15 protein-coding genes are annotated in these 18,611 nt (G+C 73.4%); 5 read left to right on the top strand and 10 right to left on the bottom strand.

Annotated elements, in window-relative coordinates; all coding sequences use genetic code 11:
* Positions 1-32: 32 nt before the first annotated feature.
* Positions 33-1,181 (bottom strand): acyl-CoA dehydrogenase family protein, encoded by a 1,149-nt coding sequence (locus tag ACIP82_RS00710; RefSeq protein ID WP_400649394.1) that lies wholly within the window; start codon positions 1,179-1,181, stop codon positions 33-35.
* Positions 1,182-1,302: 121 nt separating this feature from the next.
* Here ACIP82_RS00710 and ACIP82_RS00705 point away from each other — a divergent pair, with 121 nt between their 5' ends.
* Positions 1,303-2,043: a TetR/AcrR family transcriptional regulator C-terminal domain-containing protein gene (locus ACIP82_RS00705; protein WP_400649392.1), complete on the top strand. Its 741-nt coding sequence runs from the start codon at positions 1,303-1,305 to the stop codon at positions 2,041-2,043.
* Here the strand turns inward: ACIP82_RS00705 and ACIP82_RS00700 are convergent.
* The 7 genes from ACIP82_RS00700 to ACIP82_RS00670 form a co-directional block, all read right to left on the bottom strand.
* Positions 1,986-3,200 (bottom strand): nitric oxide synthase oxygenase, encoded by a 1,215-nt coding sequence (locus tag ACIP82_RS00700; protein ID WP_400649389.1) that lies wholly within the window; start codon positions 3,198-3,200, stop codon positions 1,986-1,988. The two genes, ACIP82_RS00705 and ACIP82_RS00700, sit on opposite strands and share 58 nt — an antisense overlap.
* A 114-nt stretch (positions 3,201-3,314) precedes the next feature.
* Entirely contained in the window at positions 3,315-4,757 is a 1,443-nt protein-coding gene (locus ACIP82_RS00695) for a sugar porter family MFS transporter (RefSeq protein WP_400650282.1), read from the bottom strand.
* Between the two features lie 194 nt (positions 4,758-4,951).
* Complete coding sequence (gene egtD / locus ACIP82_RS00690; protein WP_363606515.1) at positions 4,952-5,923, bottom strand: L-histidine N(alpha)-methyltransferase; 972 nt, start codon at positions 5,921-5,923, stop codon at positions 4,952-4,954.
* Positions 5,924-5,988: 65 nt separating this feature from the next.
* Positions 5,989-6,735 carry an ergothioneine biosynthesis protein EgtC gene (egtC, locus tag ACIP82_RS00685; RefSeq protein ID WP_363606517.1) on the bottom strand — a complete coding sequence of 249 codons (747 nt, stop codon included), beginning with the start codon at positions 6,733-6,735 and terminating at the stop codon, positions 5,989-5,991.
* On the bottom strand, positions 6,735-8,090 hold the full coding sequence (gene egtB / locus ACIP82_RS00680) for an ergothioneine biosynthesis protein EgtB (RefSeq protein ID WP_400649385.1): 1,356 nt from the start codon (positions 8,088-8,090) through the stop codon (positions 6,735-6,737). The genes egtC and egtB overlap by 1 nt, the downstream gene beginning before the upstream one ends.
* Complete coding sequence (egtA, locus tag ACIP82_RS00675; RefSeq protein WP_400649382.1) at positions 8,087-9,376, bottom strand: ergothioneine biosynthesis glutamate--cysteine ligase EgtA; 1,290 nt, start codon at positions 9,374-9,376, stop codon at positions 8,087-8,089. Before egtA ends, egtB begins: the two co-directional genes overlap by 4 nt.
* A gap of 210 nt (positions 9,377-9,586) precedes the next feature.
* The gene (locus ACIP82_RS00670; RefSeq protein WP_400649380.1) at positions 9,587-10,771 is read right to left on the bottom strand and encodes an aminotransferase class I/II-fold pyridoxal phosphate-dependent enzyme; all 1,185 of its coding nucleotides are present in this window, start codon (positions 10,769-10,771) and stop codon (positions 9,587-9,589) included.
* 249 nt (positions 10,772-11,020) lie between these two features.
* On the opposite strand from ACIP82_RS00670, the gene ACIP82_RS00665 reads away from it, so the two are divergent.
* Together ACIP82_RS00665 and ACIP82_RS00660 are read left to right on the top strand one after the other, a co-directional pair.
* Complete coding sequence (locus ACIP82_RS00665; protein WP_363606523.1) at positions 11,021-11,827, top strand: SAM-dependent methyltransferase; 807 nt, start codon at positions 11,021-11,023, stop codon at positions 11,825-11,827.
* Between the two features lie 11 nt (positions 11,828-11,838).
* The gene (locus ACIP82_RS00660; protein ID WP_400649377.1) at positions 11,839-13,938 is read left to right on the top strand and encodes a putative bifunctional diguanylate cyclase/phosphodiesterase; all 2,100 of its coding nucleotides are present in this window, start codon (positions 11,839-11,841) and stop codon (positions 13,936-13,938) included.
* 43 nt (positions 13,939-13,981) lie between these two features.
* Here ACIP82_RS00660 and ribA read toward each other — a convergent pair whose 3' ends face one another.
* Together ribA and ACIP82_RS00650 are read right to left on the bottom strand one after the other, a co-directional pair.
* On the bottom strand, positions 13,982-14,626 hold the full coding sequence (gene ribA, locus ACIP82_RS00655) for a GTP cyclohydrolase II (RefSeq protein ID WP_363606527.1): 645 nt from the start codon (positions 14,624-14,626) through the stop codon (positions 13,982-13,984).
* A gap of 210 nt (positions 14,627-14,836) precedes the next feature.
* Entirely contained in the window at positions 14,837-15,580 is a 744-nt protein-coding gene (locus ACIP82_RS00650) for a hypothetical protein (protein ID WP_400649374.1), read from the bottom strand.
* 449 nt (positions 15,581-16,029) lie between these two features.
* Between ACIP82_RS00650 and gdhA the strand changes: the two genes are divergently transcribed.
* Together gdhA and ACIP82_RS00640 are read left to right on the top strand one after the other, a co-directional pair.
* Entirely contained in the window at positions 16,030-17,409 is a 1,380-nt protein-coding gene (gdhA, locus tag ACIP82_RS00645; RefSeq protein ID WP_363606530.1) for an NADP-specific glutamate dehydrogenase, read from the top strand.
* A 257-nt stretch (positions 17,410-17,666) separates the two neighbouring features.
* Positions 17,667-18,539, top strand: coding sequence for a GyrI-like domain-containing protein (locus ACIP82_RS00640; protein WP_400649370.1), 873 nt, complete (start codon positions 17,667-17,669; stop codon positions 18,537-18,539).
* The last annotated feature ends 72 nt before the right edge of the window (positions 18,540-18,611 follow it).

The raw sequence follows: 18,611 nt of genomic DNA, 5'->3' as shown, positions 1-18,611 counted from the left end.
GGGTTCTCCCCGGGCGGGGGGTTCTCCCCGGCTCAGAAGGCGTTGACGCCGGTGAGCGCCCGCCCGATGAGCAGCTTGTGGATCTGGCTGGTGCCCTCGTAGAGGGTCATCACCCGCGCGTCGCGCAGGTACCGGCCGACGGGGTACTCGTCGGTGAAGCCGTAGCCGCCGAACACCTGGAGCGCGTTGTTGGCGGCCCGGACGGCGGCCTCGCTCGCGTAGAGCTTGGCGACGGAGGACTCGGTGGCGAACGGCAGGCCGCGGTCGATGTGGTCGGCGGCCTTCCAGGTGAGCAGCCGGGCGGCCTCGACGTCCACCGCGATGTCGGAGAGCAGCTCCTGCACCAGTTGGTGCGCGGCGATCGGCCGGCCGAACTGCTCGCGCTCGCCCGCGTACCGGACGGCGGCCTCCAGGCAGGCCCGGGCGATGCCGACGCAGCCGGCCGCGACGGACATCCGGCCCTTGGCGAGGGCGGCCATCGCCACGGTGAAGCCCTTGCCCTCGGGGCCGAGCCGGGCGCTGTCGGGCACGCGGACGGCATCGAGGGCGAGTTCCGCGGTGGCCTGGCCGCGCAGGCCGAGCTTGCCGTGGATCTCGGTGCGGGCGAAGCCGGGCAGGCCGGTCGGGACGAGGAAGGCGGTGATGCCGCGGTGGCCGGCCTCCCCGGTGCGGGCGAAGAGCAGGGCGACGTCCGCCCACGTCCCGTTGGTGATGAACGTCTTGGTGCCGGTGATCAGCCAGTCCCCGCCGTCCCGGACGGCCCGGGTGGTGAGGGCGGCGGCGTCGGAGCCGGTGCCGGGCTCGGTGAGCGCGAAGCAGCCGAGCGCCTCGCCGGAGGTGAGCCGGGGCAGCCAGTGCCGTTTCTGCTCCGTGCTGCCGTAGGCCTCGACCGACTTGGCGACCAGGCCGAGCGAGACCGAGACGATCCCGCGCACGGCGGAGTCGCCCCGGCCCAGCTCCTCCAGGACCAGGCAGTAGGCGAGGTGGTCGCCGCCGCTGCCGCCGTGCTCCTCGGGGAGGGTGAGGCCGAGGAAGCCGAGCCTCCCCAGCTTGCCGACGATCGCGCGGTCCACGGACTCGGCGCGGTCCCACGCGGCGGCGTACGGCGCGATCTCGCGGTCGGTGAAGGCCGCCGCCAGGTCGCGGACGGCGGCCTGCTCCTCGGACAGCTCCAGATTCATCGCGGCCTCGTTAAACTAGCGCTGCAAGTTTTACCGGGACTGTAACGCCGACCGGGCCGCGCTGGGAAGAGGCGCCTGCCAGAATCGGTCCCCACCCCACTCGACCGGAGGAACCGCGACGATGGCCCGCCCGCGCACCCCCCTGCTCAGCCGCGAGCGCATCGTCACCGCCGCTCTGCTGCTCATCGACACCGAGGGCCTGGACGCGCTCTCCACCCGCCGCCTCGCCACCGAGCTGTCGGTCAGCGGGCCGTCCCTCTACAACCACGTCGCCACCAAGGACGACCTGCTGGACGCGGTGGTGGACAGCGTGATGGGCGAGGTCGACCTGTCGATGTTCACCGCCGGGGTGCCCTGGCCCGCCGCCCTGCGCGACTGGGCCCGCTCCTACCGGGCCGCCCTCGCCGCGCACCCCAACATCGTCCCGGTGCTCGCCCAGGGCCCCGGGCGCCGGCCGAACGCGCTGCGGCTGGCCGACGCGGTCTTCGGCTGCCTGGTCGAGGCGGGCTGGCCGCGCGGGCAGGCCACCCGGATCGGCGCGCTGATGCGGTACTTCGTCACCGGCTCGGCGCTGGCCTCCTTCGCGGCCGGTTTTCCCGAGGACGCCGGGCTGTACGACGCGGCCGACTACCCGCACCTGGGCGAGGCCCACCGGCTCGCGGAGCACCGGGGGGCGGTCGACGAGGGCGCCTTCGAGACCGGGCTGGAGGCGCTCCTCGACGGCCTCGCCCTACGCTACGAACGGACCGTCCGGCAGGGGCGCCCGGGCCACCCGGGCCACCCGGACCAGCCGGAGCACCCGGATCACCAGGGCTCGCGGGCCACGAAGGCCGGCCGCAGCGAGGGGTCCACCGGGTCGTAGTACCGGTGGTAGACGGGGGTGAGCCCACCGGAGACCGGGGGCACGATCCAGCTCCAGTCGGCGGGGGTGGGCCGCCCCAGCCGCTGCTCCTGGGCGATGTGCCGCAGGAACCGCTCCGACTCGGTGTGGTGGTCGGCGATGGTCACCCCGGCCTCCTGGAACGAGTGCAGCACCGCGATGTTGAGCTCCACCAGCGCCCGGTCGCGCCAGAGGGTGCGCGCGCTGGAGGTGTCCAGGCCGAGCCGGCCGGCGACCGTCGCCAGCATGTCGTACCGGTCGGCGTCGGCCAGGTCGCGGGCGCCGATCTCGGTGCCCATGTACCAGCCGTTGAACGGCGCGGTGGGGTAGTGGACGCCCCCGATCTCCAGCGTCATGTCGCTGATCGCGGGCACCGCGTACCAGCGCAGGCCGAGCTCCGCGAACCAGGCGTGGTCGGGGTGGGTGAGCCGGACCTCCAGCGTGGTGTCGTCCGGCAGTCCGTACCAGCGGGGCCGGGCGCCGGGCCGCTCCTGGACCAGCAGCGGCAGCACCTCGAACCGCTCCCCGCCGCACTTCCAGCCGAGGTCCCGGGCGCGGGCGGTCAGCTGGGCGCCGGCCGGGTCCCCGATCCAGCCGCCGTCCCCGGCCGGGTGGCCGGCGTAGCGGACCAGCTGCTGGTTGAGGACGCGGGCGGCCGGCCGGCCGGGCCGGTCGGGGGCGAACACCGAGATCACCGGGCGGATCCGGCCGCCGTTGCCGGCCAGCCGCAGGTGCTCGAAGCACTCGGTGGCGATGTCGTCGGCGGAGGACAGCTGCCGCAGGTCGCGCACCACCAGGCTGCGCCAGTACAGCCGGCCGATGCAGCGGGCCGCGTTGCGCCAGGCGAGCCGGGCGCCGTAGGTGAGTTCGGCGGACGTCTGCCGGTAGGTCCCGGTGCGGTCGATCTCGTCGAGGACGGCCCGGACCCGCGCGGCCGGGTCACCGGTGCCGGGCTGCTCGCGGTGGAACTGCCGGACGAAGGCGGCGGCCTGGCCGGGGTCGGTGAAGTGCCCCGCCCGGGGCGGGGGTTCGGGAACGAGCGGCGGCCCGGGCGCGGGGTGCGCATGGGCGAACGGGCAGCCGTCGGCCGGGGCCGTCACGGGTCTGCGGGTACGGAGCCGGTTGAAGATCAAGGACACATCCCTCCTGCCGGACAGGAGTACCGGAGGTGTGCGGCCCACCGCAGGGAGTGAACGATTCGGCCCCGCACCCGGGCGATTGGCGATAGGGTTTGGGCCGGTCCGACTGTCGGATCAGCCCATGTCCTCCAGTCGGATGCCCTTGGTCTCCTTCACGAACCGCGCCACGAAGAGGACGGACAACGCGGCGAAGGCCGCGTACACCAGGTAGGTCGCCGAGAGGTTCCAGCGCGAGAGCGACGGGAACGACACGGTGATCGCCCAGTTGGCGATCCACTGCGCGGAGGCGGCGACGGAGAGCGCGGCGGCCCGGATCCGGTTCGGGAACATCTCGCCGAGCATCACCCAGACGACCACACCCCAGGACATCGCGAAGAACAGCACGAAGGCGTTGGCGGCGATCAGCGCGACGGTGCCCTGGAGGTCGGGGAGGGTGACGTTGTCGCCGCTGCCGGTGGCGGCGGAGAACGCCCAGCCGCAGGCGCCGAGCGCGAGGGCCATCCCGGCGGAGCCGATCAGGGCGAGCGGCTTGCGGCCGATCCGGTCCACCAGCAGGATCGCGACCACGGTGCCCAGGATGTTGATGACCGAGCCGATGAAGCTGATCAGCAGCGAGTTGCTCTGGTCGATGCCGACCGACTGCCAGAGGATCGACGAGTAGTAGAAGATCACGTTGATGCCGACCAGCTGCTGGAAGACCGAGAGGCCGATGCCGACCCAGACGATCGGCAGCAGGCCGAACCGGCCGCCCAGCAGGTCGCGGAAGCGCGGCCGGTGGTCGGAGTCGATCAGTGCCCTGATCTCGGCGATCCGGGCCCCGGTGTCGGAGCCCTCGCCCTCGACCTCGGCGAGTACGGCGCGGGCCTCGTCCAGCCGGCCGGCCGAGATCAGATAGCGGGGGGACTCGGGGATGGTCGAGGCGAGCACGAAGTAGACGGCGGCCGGCACGACGCAGATGCCGAGCATCCACTGCCAGGCCTCCAGACCGAGCAGGTGGCCGCGGGTCTCACCGCCGGCGGCGTTCGCCAGCATCCAGTTGACCAGCTGGGATATCGCGATGCCGAGCACGATCGCGGCCTGCTGGAAGGAGGCCAGCCGGCCCCGGTACCTGGTCGGCGCGACCTCGGCGATGTAGGTCGGGGCGATCACCGAGGCGATGCCGATGGCCGCCCCGCCGAGGACCCGCCAGCAGGCGAGGTCCCAGGCCGAGAACGGCAGCATCGAGCCGACGGCGCTCACCGCGAAGAGCAGCGCGCCCGCCTTCATCACCGTGATCCGGCCGTGCCGGTCGGCGAACCGCCCGGCCAGCGCGGCGCCCACGGCGGAGCCGAGCAGTGCCGAGGAGACGATCAGACCGGTCACGCCGTCGCCGACGCCGAACTTCTCCTGGATGCCGGAGACGGCGCCGTTGATCACGGAGCTGTCGTAGCCGAACAGGAACCCGCCGAGGGCCGCGACGGCGGTGATGAAGACGACGAAGCCGAGGCGGCCGGAGGACGCGGTCTCCGTCCCCGAGGGCCCGGCGGGCCTCGGAGACGGAGACCCGGCGGACTCCAAGGGCTGCTTGGTGACGCTCACGATCTTGACTCCTGGTACTCAACGCTGAGTTCGGTAGCCGAGATCGTAACCCCTCAATGTTCAAGTGTTGTACATCGGGAAGCTCAGATTTTGCTCTGAGTATTAGTAAAGTGAACGATCAAACTCGGCCGGGTAAGGGCAGGCGGGGTGCGGGCGGCCGGGGTGCGGGCAGATCAGGCCGGGGTGGCCAGCGACAGCCCGAACCGGCCCTCGTCGTCCGTCCACCAGTGGTCCAGCCGCAGCCCGGCCGCGGCCAGTTCCTCGGTGACCCGCTCCCGGCGGAACTTGGCCGAGACCTCGGTCCGCAGCTCCTCGCCCCGGTCGAAGTGGACCGGCAGGTTCAGGGCCGGGATCTTCACGGTCTGCGCGCGCAGTGAGCGCAGCCGCATCTCGATCCACTCCTGCCCGGCGTCCCAGACCGCCACGTGCTCGAAGGCGTCCGGGTCGAAGTCCGCCTCCAGCTCCCGGTTCAGCACGTTGAGCACATTGCGGTTGAACTCGGCGGTCACCCCGGCCGCGTCGTCGTAGGCGGCGACCAGCACCCGCGGGTCCTTGACCAGGTCGGTGCCGAGCAGCAGGAAGTCGCCGGGGTCGAGCGCGGCGCGCAGCCCGCGCAGGAAGGTCGCCCGTTCGGCGGGCAGCAGGTTGCCCAGGGTGCCGCCGAGGAAGGCGACCAGGCGGGGTCCGCCGTCCGGGGGCAGCCCGAGCCGGGCGGTGAAGTCGGCCAGTACGCCGTGCACGGCCAGCCCCGGGTACTCGGCCGCGAGCGCTTCGCCGGCCGAGGCCAGCGCGCTCTCGCTGACGTCCACCGGCACGTAGGTGTGCAGGGTGCCGAGGTCGCGCAGCGCGCTCAGCAGCAGCCTGGTCTTCTCGGAGGAGCCCGAGCCCAGTTCCACCAGGGTGCGGGCCCGGGTGGCCGCGGCGATCTCGCCGGCCCGGGCGGTCAGGATGGCCCGCTCGGCCCGGGTGGGGTAGTACTCCGGCAGCCGGGTGATCTCCTCGAACAGTTCGCTGCCCCGGGCGTCGTAGAACCACTTCGGCGGCAGCCATTTGGGCTCGGCGGTCAGGCCCCGCCGCACGTCGTGCCGCAGGGCGGTGCTGAAGTGGTCGGCGGGCAGCAGGCGGGTGAGATCAAATGTGCTCATGACAGGTCGATCCTCTATTCAAAAGGTGAAGGAGAGGGGGAGTGTGACGTTCGCGCGGCCGGGCCTCAGCCGGCCGGGAGCGGGCGTATGGTGACGCCCTCGGGGCCGGCCAGCAGCAGCGAGCGGTCCGGGACGGCGGTCCAGGCCGGGTCGTCGTCGTACGGCTCGGAGGCGACCAGCACGCCGCGCCCCGGCAGGGTCCGGTGGTGCAGGGTGTCGCCCCAGGCGGTCGCGGCGAGCGTCCGGCCGTCGGTGAGCAGCAGGTTGAGCCGGCCGGTGGTGTGCGCGGCCACGTCCGCGACGGTGCCGGCCAGCGCCGCGCCGAGCTCGGCGCCCGCCCGCAGCCGGTGCAGCGCCAGGCCCCAGAGCAGCGCCGAGTCCGTCCGGGCCTCCAGGTCCAGCAGTTCGGCGGGCGGCAGCAGTCCGGCCAGCGCGTCCAGCTTCTCCGGCCAGCCCGTCACCGCGCCGTTGTGGCTGAACAGCCAGCGCCCGGCGGCGAACGGCGCCGCCGCCGCCTCGCCCGGCGCGCAGCCCTCGGTGGCCGAGCGGACGGCCGCCAGCAGCGCCCGGGTGCGGATCACCCGGGCGAGGTCCGCGAACGAGGCGTCCGCCCAGATCGGCCCGGCCCGCCGGTAGCGGGCGGGCACCTCGTCGCCGTCCGCGTACCAGCCGAGGCCGAAGCCGTCCGCGTTGACCGTGCCGTACTGCTGCACCCGGGGCGCCCAGGACTGCCGGTAGAGCCCGAACGGCGGCTCCACCAGCAGTTCCCGGGGCGCCACCGGCTCGCCCAGATAGGCGAGATGGCGGCACATCAGCCGGCCGCCGGGTCGGCGGCGGTGCGGAACCCGGCGAAGATCTGCCGCCGGACCGGATAGTCCCAGTTGCGGAAGGTGCCCCGGCAGGCGACCGGCGCGACGGCGAAGCAGCCGCCGCGCAGCACCTTGTACTCGGGCCCGAAGAAGACCTCCGAGTACTCCCGGTACGGCCAGGCCCGGAAGCCCGGGTACGGCCGGAAGTCGCTGGCCGTCCACTCCCAGACGTCGCCCATCAACTGACGTACCCCATAAGGGGATTCGCCGCCCGGGTAGCTGCCGGCCGGGGCCGGGCGCAGATGCCGCTGGCCGAGGTTGGCGTGCCCGGGGGAGGGTGCGCCGTCACCCCACGGGTAGCGGCGGGAGCGGCCGGTGGCCGGGTCGTGCCGGGCGGCCTTCTCCCACTCCGCCTCGGTCGGCAGCCGCCGGCCGGCCCACCGCGCGTACGCGTCCGCCTCGTACCAGCTGACGTGCAGCACCGGCTCGTCCCCGGGCACCGGCTCCAGCAGGCCGAACCGCCTGCGCAGCCACTGGCCGTCCTCGCGGTGCCAGAACAGCGGGGCGGTCAGCCCTGCCCGCTGCCGGTGCTCCCAGCCCTCGGCGGTCCACCAGCGCGGCTCGTCGTAGCCGCCATCGGCGATGAACCGCTGATAGGCGCCGTTGGTGACGGGCGTGGTGTCCAGCAGGAAGGCGGGCAGTTCGACCCGGTGCGCCGGGCGCTCGTTGTCCAGCGCCCACGGCTCGGTGTCGGTGCCCATGGTGAACGGCCCGGCGGGGACGAGGACTTCGGCCGGCAGCGTGGCCGCGTCGGCGGGTGCGGGCGGCGGCGGGGGAGCGGCCAGGACGGGCTCGCCCGACCGCAGCTGATGGGTGATCAGCATGGTCTCGTCGTGCTGCTGTTCGTGCTGGGCGATCATGCCGAAGGCGAATCCGGCGTCCAGCAGCGGTGCGCCCTCCAGCGGGCTGGCGGCCAGCAGGTCGAGCACCCGGCCGCGGACCTCGTGGGCGTACGCGCGGGCCTCGCCGGGCGGCAGCAGCGGCAGGCTGGGGCGCTCGGCGCGCGGGTGCTCGAAGGCGTCGTAGAGCGGGTCGATCTCGGGGTGCATCGGGTCGCGGCCGCCGACGTTGCGCAGCAGCCAGAGCTCCTCCTGGTTGCCGATGTGGGCGAGGTCCCAGACCAGCGGGGACATCAGCGGGGAGTGCTGGGCGGTGAGGTCGCGCTCCCCGACGCAGTCGGTCAGCGCGGCGGTCCGGGCCCGGGCGGCCAGCAGCTCGTTCGCGATCGTCTCGCGCAGCGCCTCCGGGGTGGCGGGGGCGTCGGCGGGGGCGTCGGTCGGGCGGGCGTCGTCGATCATGGTGCGGCCTCCTCCGGGGGAGTGGGGCGGGTGCCGGCGCGCAGGGCGTCCAACTGGTCGTCGGCGGGGCAGCGGCCGCGCGCGGGGTAGCGCTCGGCGTACTCGGCGACGACGGCGCGCAGCCGCTCGGCGCCGGGCAGACGGCCCAGCGCGGCGTCGGCGGCGGCGAAGCAGGCGAGGGCGGCGCGGCGCAGCCCCGGGTCGGCGACGGCCAGGGTGGCGGCCCGGCGCCAGACGTCGCTGCGCGGTGGCAGCGGGCCGTCGGCGCACCCCAGCGGCTCCAGCGCGGCCAGCGCGGCGTCGGCGGCCGGCGGGTCCTCCAGCAGCGCGGTGACCAGGGCGGTCGGGACGATCCAGCCGTCACCGGGCTGGGCGTCGATCATCCGCAGCTCCAGGTGGCCCTGCGGCCGTACCGGAGGGAAGAGCGTGGTGCGGTGGTAGTCCAGGTCGGCCAGGGTGGGCGGGCGTTCGCCGGCGCCGGCCAGCCAGTCGCGGAAGGTCAGTCCGGCCGGGGCCGTCCAGGGCAGCCCGCCCGGTCGGCGGATGCAGAGCACCTCGGCGTCCAGCACGTAGCGGGACCAGGCCTCGCGCGGGTCGCCGTGGTCCGGGCCGGGGGCGAGGGTGCGGGAGGGGTCCATCCTGGACCAGACGGTCTGCCGGGTGGACCGGTGGCCGGTCGGCTTCCCGTCGAGTAAAGGGGAGTTGGCGAAGGCCGCGACCAGGACGGGGCCCAGCCGGTGGGCCAGCCGCCAGCGCCGGTCCAGCGCCTGCGGGCCCTCCTCGGCCCCGGCGTCCAGGCAGACCTGGACGGAGGCGGTGCCGGTCATCATGATCCGGCCCCAGGGCCCGGCCGAGTCGAAGAATCGTTCCATCGCCAGATAGCGAGGGTGGTCCAGGACCATCAGACGGGGGCGGGCCAGCGGATCGGTACCGGTACCCGTGAGACGCAGGCCCTGCGCCGCGAAGGCGGCCCGCAGGGCGGCGAGATCGCGCCGGGTTTCGTCGACGCAGGCCGTGAGGCCGGGGGCGGGCGGGGAGCTGAGCTCGACCTGACCGCCGGGTTCGAGGGTGAGACGGGCGCCGGAGGGAAGTGAGGTCCCGTCCGGGCCGCCGAGTGGCAGTGAGTCCAACGCGGCGTGCAGCCGCTCCGGTAGGACGGGGCCGGTCGGACATCGGTTGTCGTGGACGAACCACTCGACTTCGATGCCGACCAGCCGGGGAGGTCCGATCTTGAAGCAGACACCTGACATGTGGCTGCGCGCCGCCGACTCGGTCAGTGGCGTCACCCCGCCCGGGGGCGGTTCCGCGCTCTGCCGGTCGGGTGGGCTGGTGGGTGGGCTGGTCGGGCGAACGGGTATCACCGGACTCACCATCCTCGGGATCACGATTGCGGCCCGGTCTACTCTGCCCAGTCTGCTACGGACCATGCGGGCCTGCTCCGCAAACATCTCGTGAAGAGATGTATCCGCAGGTCAGAGGTGGTGCAATCGGGTGAATCAGGGCTTTCGCAGCCGGGCCAGCCGGGCCAGTGCCCGCGCCAGCTCCGGGCCGGGCAGGGCGTAGTTGAGCCGGAGTCCGCCGCGCCCGCCGGGCCCGAAGTCGGCGCCGTCCGAGACCTCCAGGGCGCAGCGCTCCAGCAGCGCCGCCCGGGCGTCCGCGGCCGGCAGGCCGAGCGCGGCGGCGTCCAGCCAGAGCAGGTACGAGGCCTGTGGCGCGGAGCGGACGGCGTCACCGAGCACAGCGGTCAACTCGTCCCGGGCGGTGGCGAGATGACGCAGCAGGGCGTCCAGCCACGGCCCGCCGTGCCGCAGCGCCGCCCGCTGCACCACCTGCTCCAGCAGCCCGCCCTCCCAGAGGCCGTACCCGGCCATCACCTCGCCGAGCCGCCCGCGCAGCGCCGGGTCCGGGACGAGTGCGAAGCAGCTGGGGATGCCGGAGGTGTTGAAGGTCTTGCCGACCGAGTTGAGGGTGACCGTCCGGTCGCGCAGCGGGCCCGCCACGGCCACCGCGACGGGGTGGCGGTGGCCGGGGTGGGTGAGGTCGCCGTGCACCTCGTCGGAGAGCAGCACCCCGCCCGCCCGCGCCGCGGCCTCGGCGAGCCCGTGGATCTCCGCCGCCGTCCAGACCCGGCCGGACGGGTTGTGCGGGCTGCTCAACAGCACCGCCCCGGGCCGGTGCCGGGCGAAGGCGTCCAGCGGCAGCCGGTAGCCGGTGCCGGTGCGGTCGCCGGTGCCGTCGTTACCGTCGTGGACCAGCGGGATCTCCCGGTACGGCAGCCGGGCGGCCCGGCAGAGCTGGGCGAAGCCGCCCCACTCGGGCGTCGGGAACAGCACCGGCCCGGCCGGGCGGACCGCCTCCAGCAGCAGCCGGACGGCGGTCCGGGGCCCGAACGGCAGCAGCAGCACCCATGCCGGGTCCACCGCGACGCCGTGCCGCGCCCGGTACCAGTCGGCCACCAGGGCCCGCCCGGCCGGATCGCAGGCCGTGTACCCGTACGCCCGGTGCCGCGCCCGTCGCGCCAGCGCCTCGGCGACGGCCGGCGGACCGGGCAGGTCCATGTCGGCCAGACCCAGTGCGATCACCCCGTCCGGCCCGCCGGCCGTCCGCGCCCACTTGCTGCTGCCCGTCCCGGCCCGGTCGAAGGGCAGTCCGAAGCCGAAGTCGTCCGGCGCGGTCGTCATGGGGGCCTCCGTAGGGTGTGAGACGGCCCGGTCCGCCGTCAGGCTAGGGCGTCCGCTCTCGTTCCGTCCTCGTTCCGTCCGGCGGTCAGGTCCGTTTCCGGCCCCCGCTGCCACCCGGGCAGGACGGCAGAACTCCGCTTGCACGCGTTCAGCGTGCAGAGGAGGATCTTTTGTGCTTGTAGTCTCATCTGTCGCAGCCATCTCTTCAGATCGCTGCGTCCTCAGAACCGGAGTGAAGGAGTCCCGAAGATGCGGCGACCGAACTGGGTACCGGAGGGCACGGACCTGGACAAACCGAACGCCGCACGGGTCTACGACTACTACCTCGGGGGATCGCACAACTTCGAGGTGGACCGGGAGATGGCCCGCAAGGCGATCGCCCTCTGGCCGGAGCTGCCCCAGATCATGCGTTCCAACCGGGCCTTCCTCCGCCGGGCCGTGCAGTTCCTCGCCGAGCGGGGCATCACCCGCTTCCTGGACATCGGCTCCGGCATCCCGACCTTCGGCGCCGTGCACGAGCACGCCCGCGCGATCCGCCCCGAGACCGAGGTCGTCTACATCGACCGCGACCCGGTCGCCGTCGCGCACAGCCGGCTGCTGCTGGAGAACGACCCGCAGAGCGCCGTCGTCCAGGCCGACCTCCGGGACATCGACGACCTGCTGAGCCGCCCCGAGGTGAAGGCCCTGCTGGCGGCCGGCGAACCGGTGGGCGTCCTGCTGGTCGCCGTCATGCACTTCGTCAGCGACGCCGAGGAGCCGCGGAAGCTGCTCTCGGTGCTGCATGACGCCCTCCCGCCCGGCAGCGCGCTGGTCCTCTCGCACGCCTCCCTGGAGGGCCGCCCCGACCAGGCGGAGGACCACCAGAAGCTCTACCAGCGGACCCCCACCCCGCTGACCATGCGCACCCACGAGCAGATCACCGCCATGTTCACCGGCTTCGAGCTGGTCGAGCCGGGCGTGGTCTACCTGCCGCAGTGGCGGCCCGACCAGCCGGAGGCGGTCGGGCAGCACCCCGAGCGGATGACCGGGGTGGCGGGCGTGGGGTTCCGTCCGTGAGCGGAGCGCCGGTGCCGAGCAGCCCCGAACGGTTCCACGAGGACTGGGCGCGGCTGCTCTCCGGCGACCACGGCACGGCGGTCCACCCCGGCCTGCTCGGCCGGCTGATCTCCCGGACCGCCGCGCTGCTCCACCGGGCCCAGCTGGACGAGCCGTTCGAACCGCACCTGGCCGCCCGGGCCGGCGCCGAGCTCGTCGACGCGCACTTCACCGACCCGGTGGTGCTGGCCCGGGCGGTCGAACTGCTGCAGGAACAGCCGGTCGCCGACGGCCGCGGGCCCGTCCTCTGCGGCGCGTTCGCGGCCGGCTGGGCCGACGCCCTGCGCGAGCGCACCCTGCGCGAGCAGGAGGCGATCATGACCGCCGCCGACGTGGCCCGCAAGGAGGCCGAACGGGCCCTGCGCGCCTCCGAGGCCCGCTTTCGCGCGCTCTTCGAGAGCGCGGCCATCGGCATCGGCATCGGCGACACCGACGGCAACATCCTGGCCGTCAACCGCGCCCTCCAGGAGCTGTTCGGCGCCGGCCCGGAGGACATGCAGGGCCGTCGGGTCGGCGACCTCGTCCACCCCGAGGACACCCCCGGCGTCTGGGAGGCGTACGAGGAGCTGATCAGCGGCAAACGGGACTACTTCCAGTTCGACAAGCCGTACTACCGGCAGGACGGCGAGGTGGTCTGGACCCACCTCACGGTCTCGCTGATCCGCGACGACGACGGCCGCCCGGTGTACCAGGTCGCCATGCTGGAGGACGTCACCGACCGCTACCGGCTCCAGGAGCGACTGCGCCACCAGGCCACCCACGACCCGCTGACCGGTCTGCCCAACCGGGCGGCCTTCTTCGAACGGCTGGAGAAGCTCTTCGAGGAGCCGGACCCGGGCGCCCGGTTCGGCCTCTGCTACGTGGACCTCGACGGGTTCAAGGTGGTCAACGACAGCCTCGGCCACGACACCGGCGACCAACTGCTCTCCGCCGTCGCCGACCGGCTCAAGGCCGCCCTCACCCCGCTCGGCCATCTGGTCGCCCGGCTCGGCGGCGACGAGTTCGTGGTGCTGCTGGAGAACTGCCGGGGCGAACAGGAGGCGGTCGCCGCCGCCAAGACCGTCCTCAAGGCGCTGGCCGGGCCAGTGCTGATCGGGGACCACAAGCTCGCCGTCGGCGCCAGCGTGGGCGTGCTGGAGCGCCGGGTCTCCACCACCACCCCCGGCGCCGCCGTCCGCGCCGCCGACCTGACGCTGTACCGGGCCAAGGAGGCCGGCCGCGGCCGCTGGACGCTGTTCGACCCCAAGGAGAACGCCCGCGCCGTCAGCCGCTACGCCGTCTCGGTGCGGATGCCGGCCGCCCTCGACCGGGGCGAGTTCTTCATCGACTACCAGCCGCTCTACGCGCTGGCCGACGGCCGGCTCGCCGCCGTGGAGGCGCTGGTGCGCTGGCGTCACCCGCAGCTCGGCGTGCTCGGACCGGACGAGTTCGTGACCACCGCCGAGGAGACCGGCCTGATCATGCCGCTCGGCCGGTGGGTGCTGGAGCAGGCCTGCGGCCAGGCCGCCGACTGGATCAAGCGGTTCGGCGACGACGCGCCCCAGCTCAACGTCAACCTGGCGGTCCGCCAGGCCCGCAGCGCCGCTCTGGTCACCGACCTCGGCCGGATCCTCGACTCCACCGGCCTGGACCCGGCCCGGCTCCAGCTGGAGATCACCGAGTCCACCGTGGTCGGCCCCGAGGACGAGGCGCTGCGCACCCTGCACGGGCTGGTCGACCTCGGCGTCTCGCTCGCCGTGGACGACTTCGGCACCGGCTGGTCCAACCTCGCCTACCTGCGCGACCTGCCGGTCTCCGGCCTGAAGATCGCCGGCTCCTTCGTCGGCGACCTGCACGACCCGGGCAAGGACGAGTCCACCGGCTGGCGGATCGTCAGCGGCCTGGTGTCGATGGCGCACGCGCTGAGCCTGACCGTCACGGCCGAGGGCGTGGAGACCCGGCGGGACGCCGAGCGGCTGCGCACCATCGGCTGCGACTGGGCCCAGGGCTGGCACTTCGGCCGCCCGGTGCGGCCGGGCGAGATCGCCCGCCGGATCACCGAGGAGCCGAAGGGACGACCGGTCGAGGACTGAGCCGGCCGGCCCTCCCGCGCCGGACCGTCCGCGCGTCCGCCGCTCAGCCGACCAGGCGGGACAGCTCGATCGAGTGGCCGGTGCGCTCCACCTTCGCCCGCAGGTAGCGGACGTTGCTCGCCGACAGGTGCACGCCCGTCGGCACCCGGCGCTCGACGGCGATGCCGAGGCCGGCCAGCTGCGCCGCCTTGTCCGGGTTGTTGCTCAGCAGGTCGATGCCGGTGGCGCCGAGCGCGGCGAGCATCTGGGCGGCGGCGGTGTAGTCGCGCCCGTCCTCGGGCAGGCCGAGCGCGGTGTTGGCGTCGTAGGTGTCCAGGCCGGAGTCCTGCAGGGCGTAGGCGTCCAGCTTGTTGTAGAGGCCGATGCCCCGGCCCTCCTGCCGCAGGTAGAGCAGGTAGCCGCCCGCCTCGCTGATCCGCTCCACCGACTCGCGCAGCTGCGGTCCGCAGTCGCACCGGTCCGAGCCGAACACGTCGCCGGTCAGGCACTCCGAGTGCAGCCGGACCAGCGGCGTCCCGCCCTGCGACACCTCGCCGAAGGCCAGCGCCAGGTGCTCGGCGCCGTCGGCCAGGCCGTGGAAGGTGAAGACCTCGGCCTCGGCGCGGTAGCCGTCCGGGAAGGTCAGCGGGATGCGCACACGCGAACGCACGGTGGCGGGGCCGGGCTGCGGCGTGGCGGGCTGCGGCATGGGTGGGGCCTCCGTTACTGGGGTGGTGTTCCGGTAGTCGACCGTACTAGGTAGTTCCAATTTGAACAACAAGCTTCCGCGAGTCCTTCCCCCGCCGTGGCAATGGCAGCGGCAGCGGCGGGGAGCGGGAAGCGGGACGGGGCGGGAAAGGAAACGGCGCCGGCGCCGACCGCTGGGGCCGGCGCCGGCGCCAGGGCGCGGCGGTGGACGCTACTTCACCCGGCTGGTCATCGCGGCGCGGATGGTGCGGGTGCGCTCGGCGAGGCCGGGGAGGTCGAGGTCGGCGGCGTTCTGGGTGAGGTCGGTGACGCTGCCGACGGTGGTGAAGTCGGCCCAGGCGCAGACGGCGAGGACGTCACCGTGCCCGTTCGGGGTGGCGGAGCACTTGAGGGCGCCGCCGAGCGGGCCGGCCGGGAAGGCGGTGTACGGGGCGGTGGGGGCCTGCGGGGCGTGGCCGCCGACGGTGACCGGGGCGAGCGACGGGTCCGGCCCGCCGAGCAGGTCGTCCAGTTCGCGGACCGGGCTGGAGAAGTTGCCGGTGGCGCCGATCACGATGAAATCGGTCCCGGTGGAACCGGGTCGGCGGTAGCCGGTGACGAAGTGCTCGCGGAAGCGGAGGTAGGCGAGGGTGTCGGGGAAGATCTCCGCGTTCCGGGCGGCGTACGAGCCCGAGGTGTCCGGCTCCCTGGCCAGGTCGCCGATGCTCTGCACCGGGTCCAGCCGGTTCCGCACCGGGTCGTCCGGACCGAGCACGGTGGCCAGCAGTCCGGCCGCCACCAGTGCAGCCAGTACGCCGCCCGACACCTTCCAGGTCCGCCGTGACACCCGCCGGTACCACGGCGGCACCGGCCCCTCCGGCTCCGCCCAGCGGGACTTCAACCGGTCGGCGGAGGTCTCGGGTGCGGGCGCGGGTTCGGCTGTGCTGCCGGTGGTGTCGGCGTCGTTGTTCGGCATGGCGCGGTGGCGATTCCTCCCGGACGGCCGCCCGGATGCCCGGACGGATGTTCGGGTCGGAACAATGCGGCCCCGGACACCGCTCCGTCAAACGCACCGGGGGCGCTCCCCCGGGAACCGGCACCCGGGGCGCCCGCCGGCTGTGAGCTTGCTCACGGTCGGGCGGGGTGTGGCGGGGCGAGCGGTCGGTCGAGGGGGCGTGGCGCCGGGGAATGTCCGCTATTCGGAGAGTTGGGCGCGGGCCGCATCGTGGCAGAGCGGTTCCACCATGTGGATGGGGTCGTACATGGGGTGTTAACACTGGGACACTACCCGGATAACAGCGGTCCTGTATGCCGCTTCGGCGCGCAAGGACAGCGCGATGCCCTCAATGGCGAGGGGGACCGCCGGCGTTCCCCGATACGGGACGTCTCGCGCGCGACTGACGACCACGGAAGGTCCTGAATCTGATGCCGGTCACCTCTCGTTCCTCCGCGTCCCACGACGCCGAGAACCGTGTCATCGAGTCCCTCTACGCCGAGGTTCTGCGCCGCAACCAGGGCGAGCTGGAGTTCCACCAGGCTGTCCGGGAGGTCCTGGAGACCCTCGGCCCGGTGCTGGCCAGGCGGCCCGAGTTCGTCGACGCCCGGATCATCGAGCGGATCTGCGAGCCCGAGCGCCAGCTGATCTTCCGGGTGCCGTGGTCGGACGACAAGGGTGGCATCCACGTCAACCGCGGCTTCCGGGTCGAGTTCAGCAGCGTGCTCGGCCCCTACAAGGGCGGCCTGCGCTTCCACCCGTCCGTCAACCTGGGCATCGTCAAGTTCCTCGGCTTCGAGCAGATCTTCAAGAACGCGCTCACCGGGATGCCGATCGGCGGCGGCAAGGGCGGTGCCGACTTCGACCCGAAGGGCCGCTCGGACGCCGAGATCATGCGGTTCTGCCAGTCCTTCATGACCGAGCTCCACCGCCACCTGGGCGAGTACACCGACGTCCCGGCCGGTGACATCGGCGTCGGCGGCCGCGAGATCGGCTACCTCTTCGGCCAGTACAAGCGGATCACCAACCGCTACGAGTCCGGCGTCCTCACCGGCAAGGGCCTCGGCTGGGGCGGCGCGCAGGCCCGCACCGAGGCCACCGGCTACGGCTGCGTGCTCTTCACCGCCGAGATGCTGCGCAGCCGGGGCGAGAGCCTGGAGGGCCAGCGGGTGGTCGTCTCCGGCTCGGGCAACGTCGCCATCTACGCGATCGAGAAGGCGCAGCAGCTCGGCGCGACCGTGGTCACCTGCTCCGACTCCTCCGGCTACGTCGTGGACGAGAAGGGCATCGACCTCGCCCTGCTCAAGGAGGTCAAGGAGGTCCGCCGCGGCCGGATCTCCGAGTACGCCGAACTGCGCGGCGGCCACGTCAAGTTCGTCGCCGGTCCGGGCGTCTGGAGCGTGCCGTGCGACGTCGCGCTGCCCTGTGCCACCCAGAACGAGCTGGACGAGACGGACGCGCTCGCGCTCGTCCGGGGCGGCGTCAAGGCGGTCGCCGAGGGCGCCAACATGCCCACCACCCCGGAGGCCGTCCGGGTCCTCCAGGAGGCGGGCGTGGCCTTCGCGCCGGGCAAGGCGGCCAACGCGGGTGGCGTCGCCACCAGCGCGCTGGAGATGCAGCAGAACGCCTCGCGCGACTCCTGGACCTTCGCCCACACCGAGGAGCGGCTCGCCGAGATCATGCGGCACATCCACGACTCCTGCTTCACCACGGCCGAGCGCTACGGCAGCCCGGGCAACTACGTGGTGGGCGCGAACATCGCGGGCTTCGAGCTGGTCGCGGACGCGATGCTGGCGCAGGGCCTGATCTGATCCTGCGCACCCTTCCGCGGGTCCTCCCGCGGCTCTGCTGACCCGGGCCCCCGGTCGGTCCTTCGTGACCGGCCGGGGGCCCGGGCCGTTCGCCGTTGGCCGCTCGATGCTTGCCGTTCGTCGTTCGTCGGGGGCTGGGCCGGAACGGTGGTGCCGTGCCGTCTGCCGGACCCGACCGGAGCGGGCACAGGATGTCGGGTGCGGCAGGGTGGGTCCTTTCTACGGTGGTGAGCAGTAAGGGAAGGACGGGGGCTGGCATGCTGGAGCAGCTGAACCGGGCCATGGAGCACATCGAGGACCGGCTCGACCAGCCGGTCGAGGTGGCCGAACTGGCGCGGATCGCGATGACGTCGGAGTACCACTTCCGGCGGTTGTTCTCCGCGCTGGCCGGGATGCCGCTGTCGGAGTACGTCCGGCGTCGGCGGCTGACCGTTGCCGGGGCCGAAGTGCTGTCCGGCGAACGGACGTTGCTGGAGGTGGCGGTCCGCTGCGGCTACACCTCGGGGGAGGCGTTCGCCCGGGCGTTCCGGGCGATGCACGGCGTCGGGCCCGGGGAGGCCCGGCGCGGTGGTGCGGCGCTGCGGTCCCAGCCCCGGATGTCCTTCCGACTCGTCGTGGAAGGGAGTAGCAGTATGGAGTACCGCATCGTGGAGAAGCCCGAGTTCCGGGTGGTGGGCAGGCGGACCCGGGTGCCGCTGGTCTGCGAGGGGGTGAACCCGGCCATCGCCGCGTTCATCCAGGGTCTCGACCAGGAGACCGTCGCCCGGATCTCGGCGCTCTCCGGCCCGGAGCCGGACGGCATCGTCTCGGTCACCGAGCACCTCTCGGAGAGCCGCGAGGAAGGGTCCGAACTCGACTACTACCACGCGGTGGTGGCGTCCTCGGAGGCCGTCGTCCCGGACGACCTGGACGTCCGGGTGGTGCCGGCCGGCAGCTGGGCCGTGTTCACCAGCACCGGCCCGTTCCCGCAGGCCCTGCAGGAGATGTGGCGGGACGTCTACACCCAGTGGTTCCCGTCCAACCCGTACGAGTCCTGCTCGGGACCGGAGATCCTGCGCACCCGCTTCCTGCCGGACGGCGGCGGGGCGCAGGCCCAGCTCTGGGTCCCGGTCGAGCGGGCGGCTCGCTGAACAGCCCTGGGCCGGTGGGAGGTTGGATCTCCCACCGGCCCAGGGTCGGTGGGGGTCCGCCCGGCCCGGGGG

Source organism: Kitasatospora sp. NPDC088548, assembly GCF_044753005.1.
GTDB lineage: Bacteria > Actinomycetota > Actinomycetes > Streptomycetales > Streptomycetaceae > Kitasatospora.
Note: the sequence above shows the minus strand (reverse complement) of the source record. Positions and strands in the feature narration are given on the sequence as shown.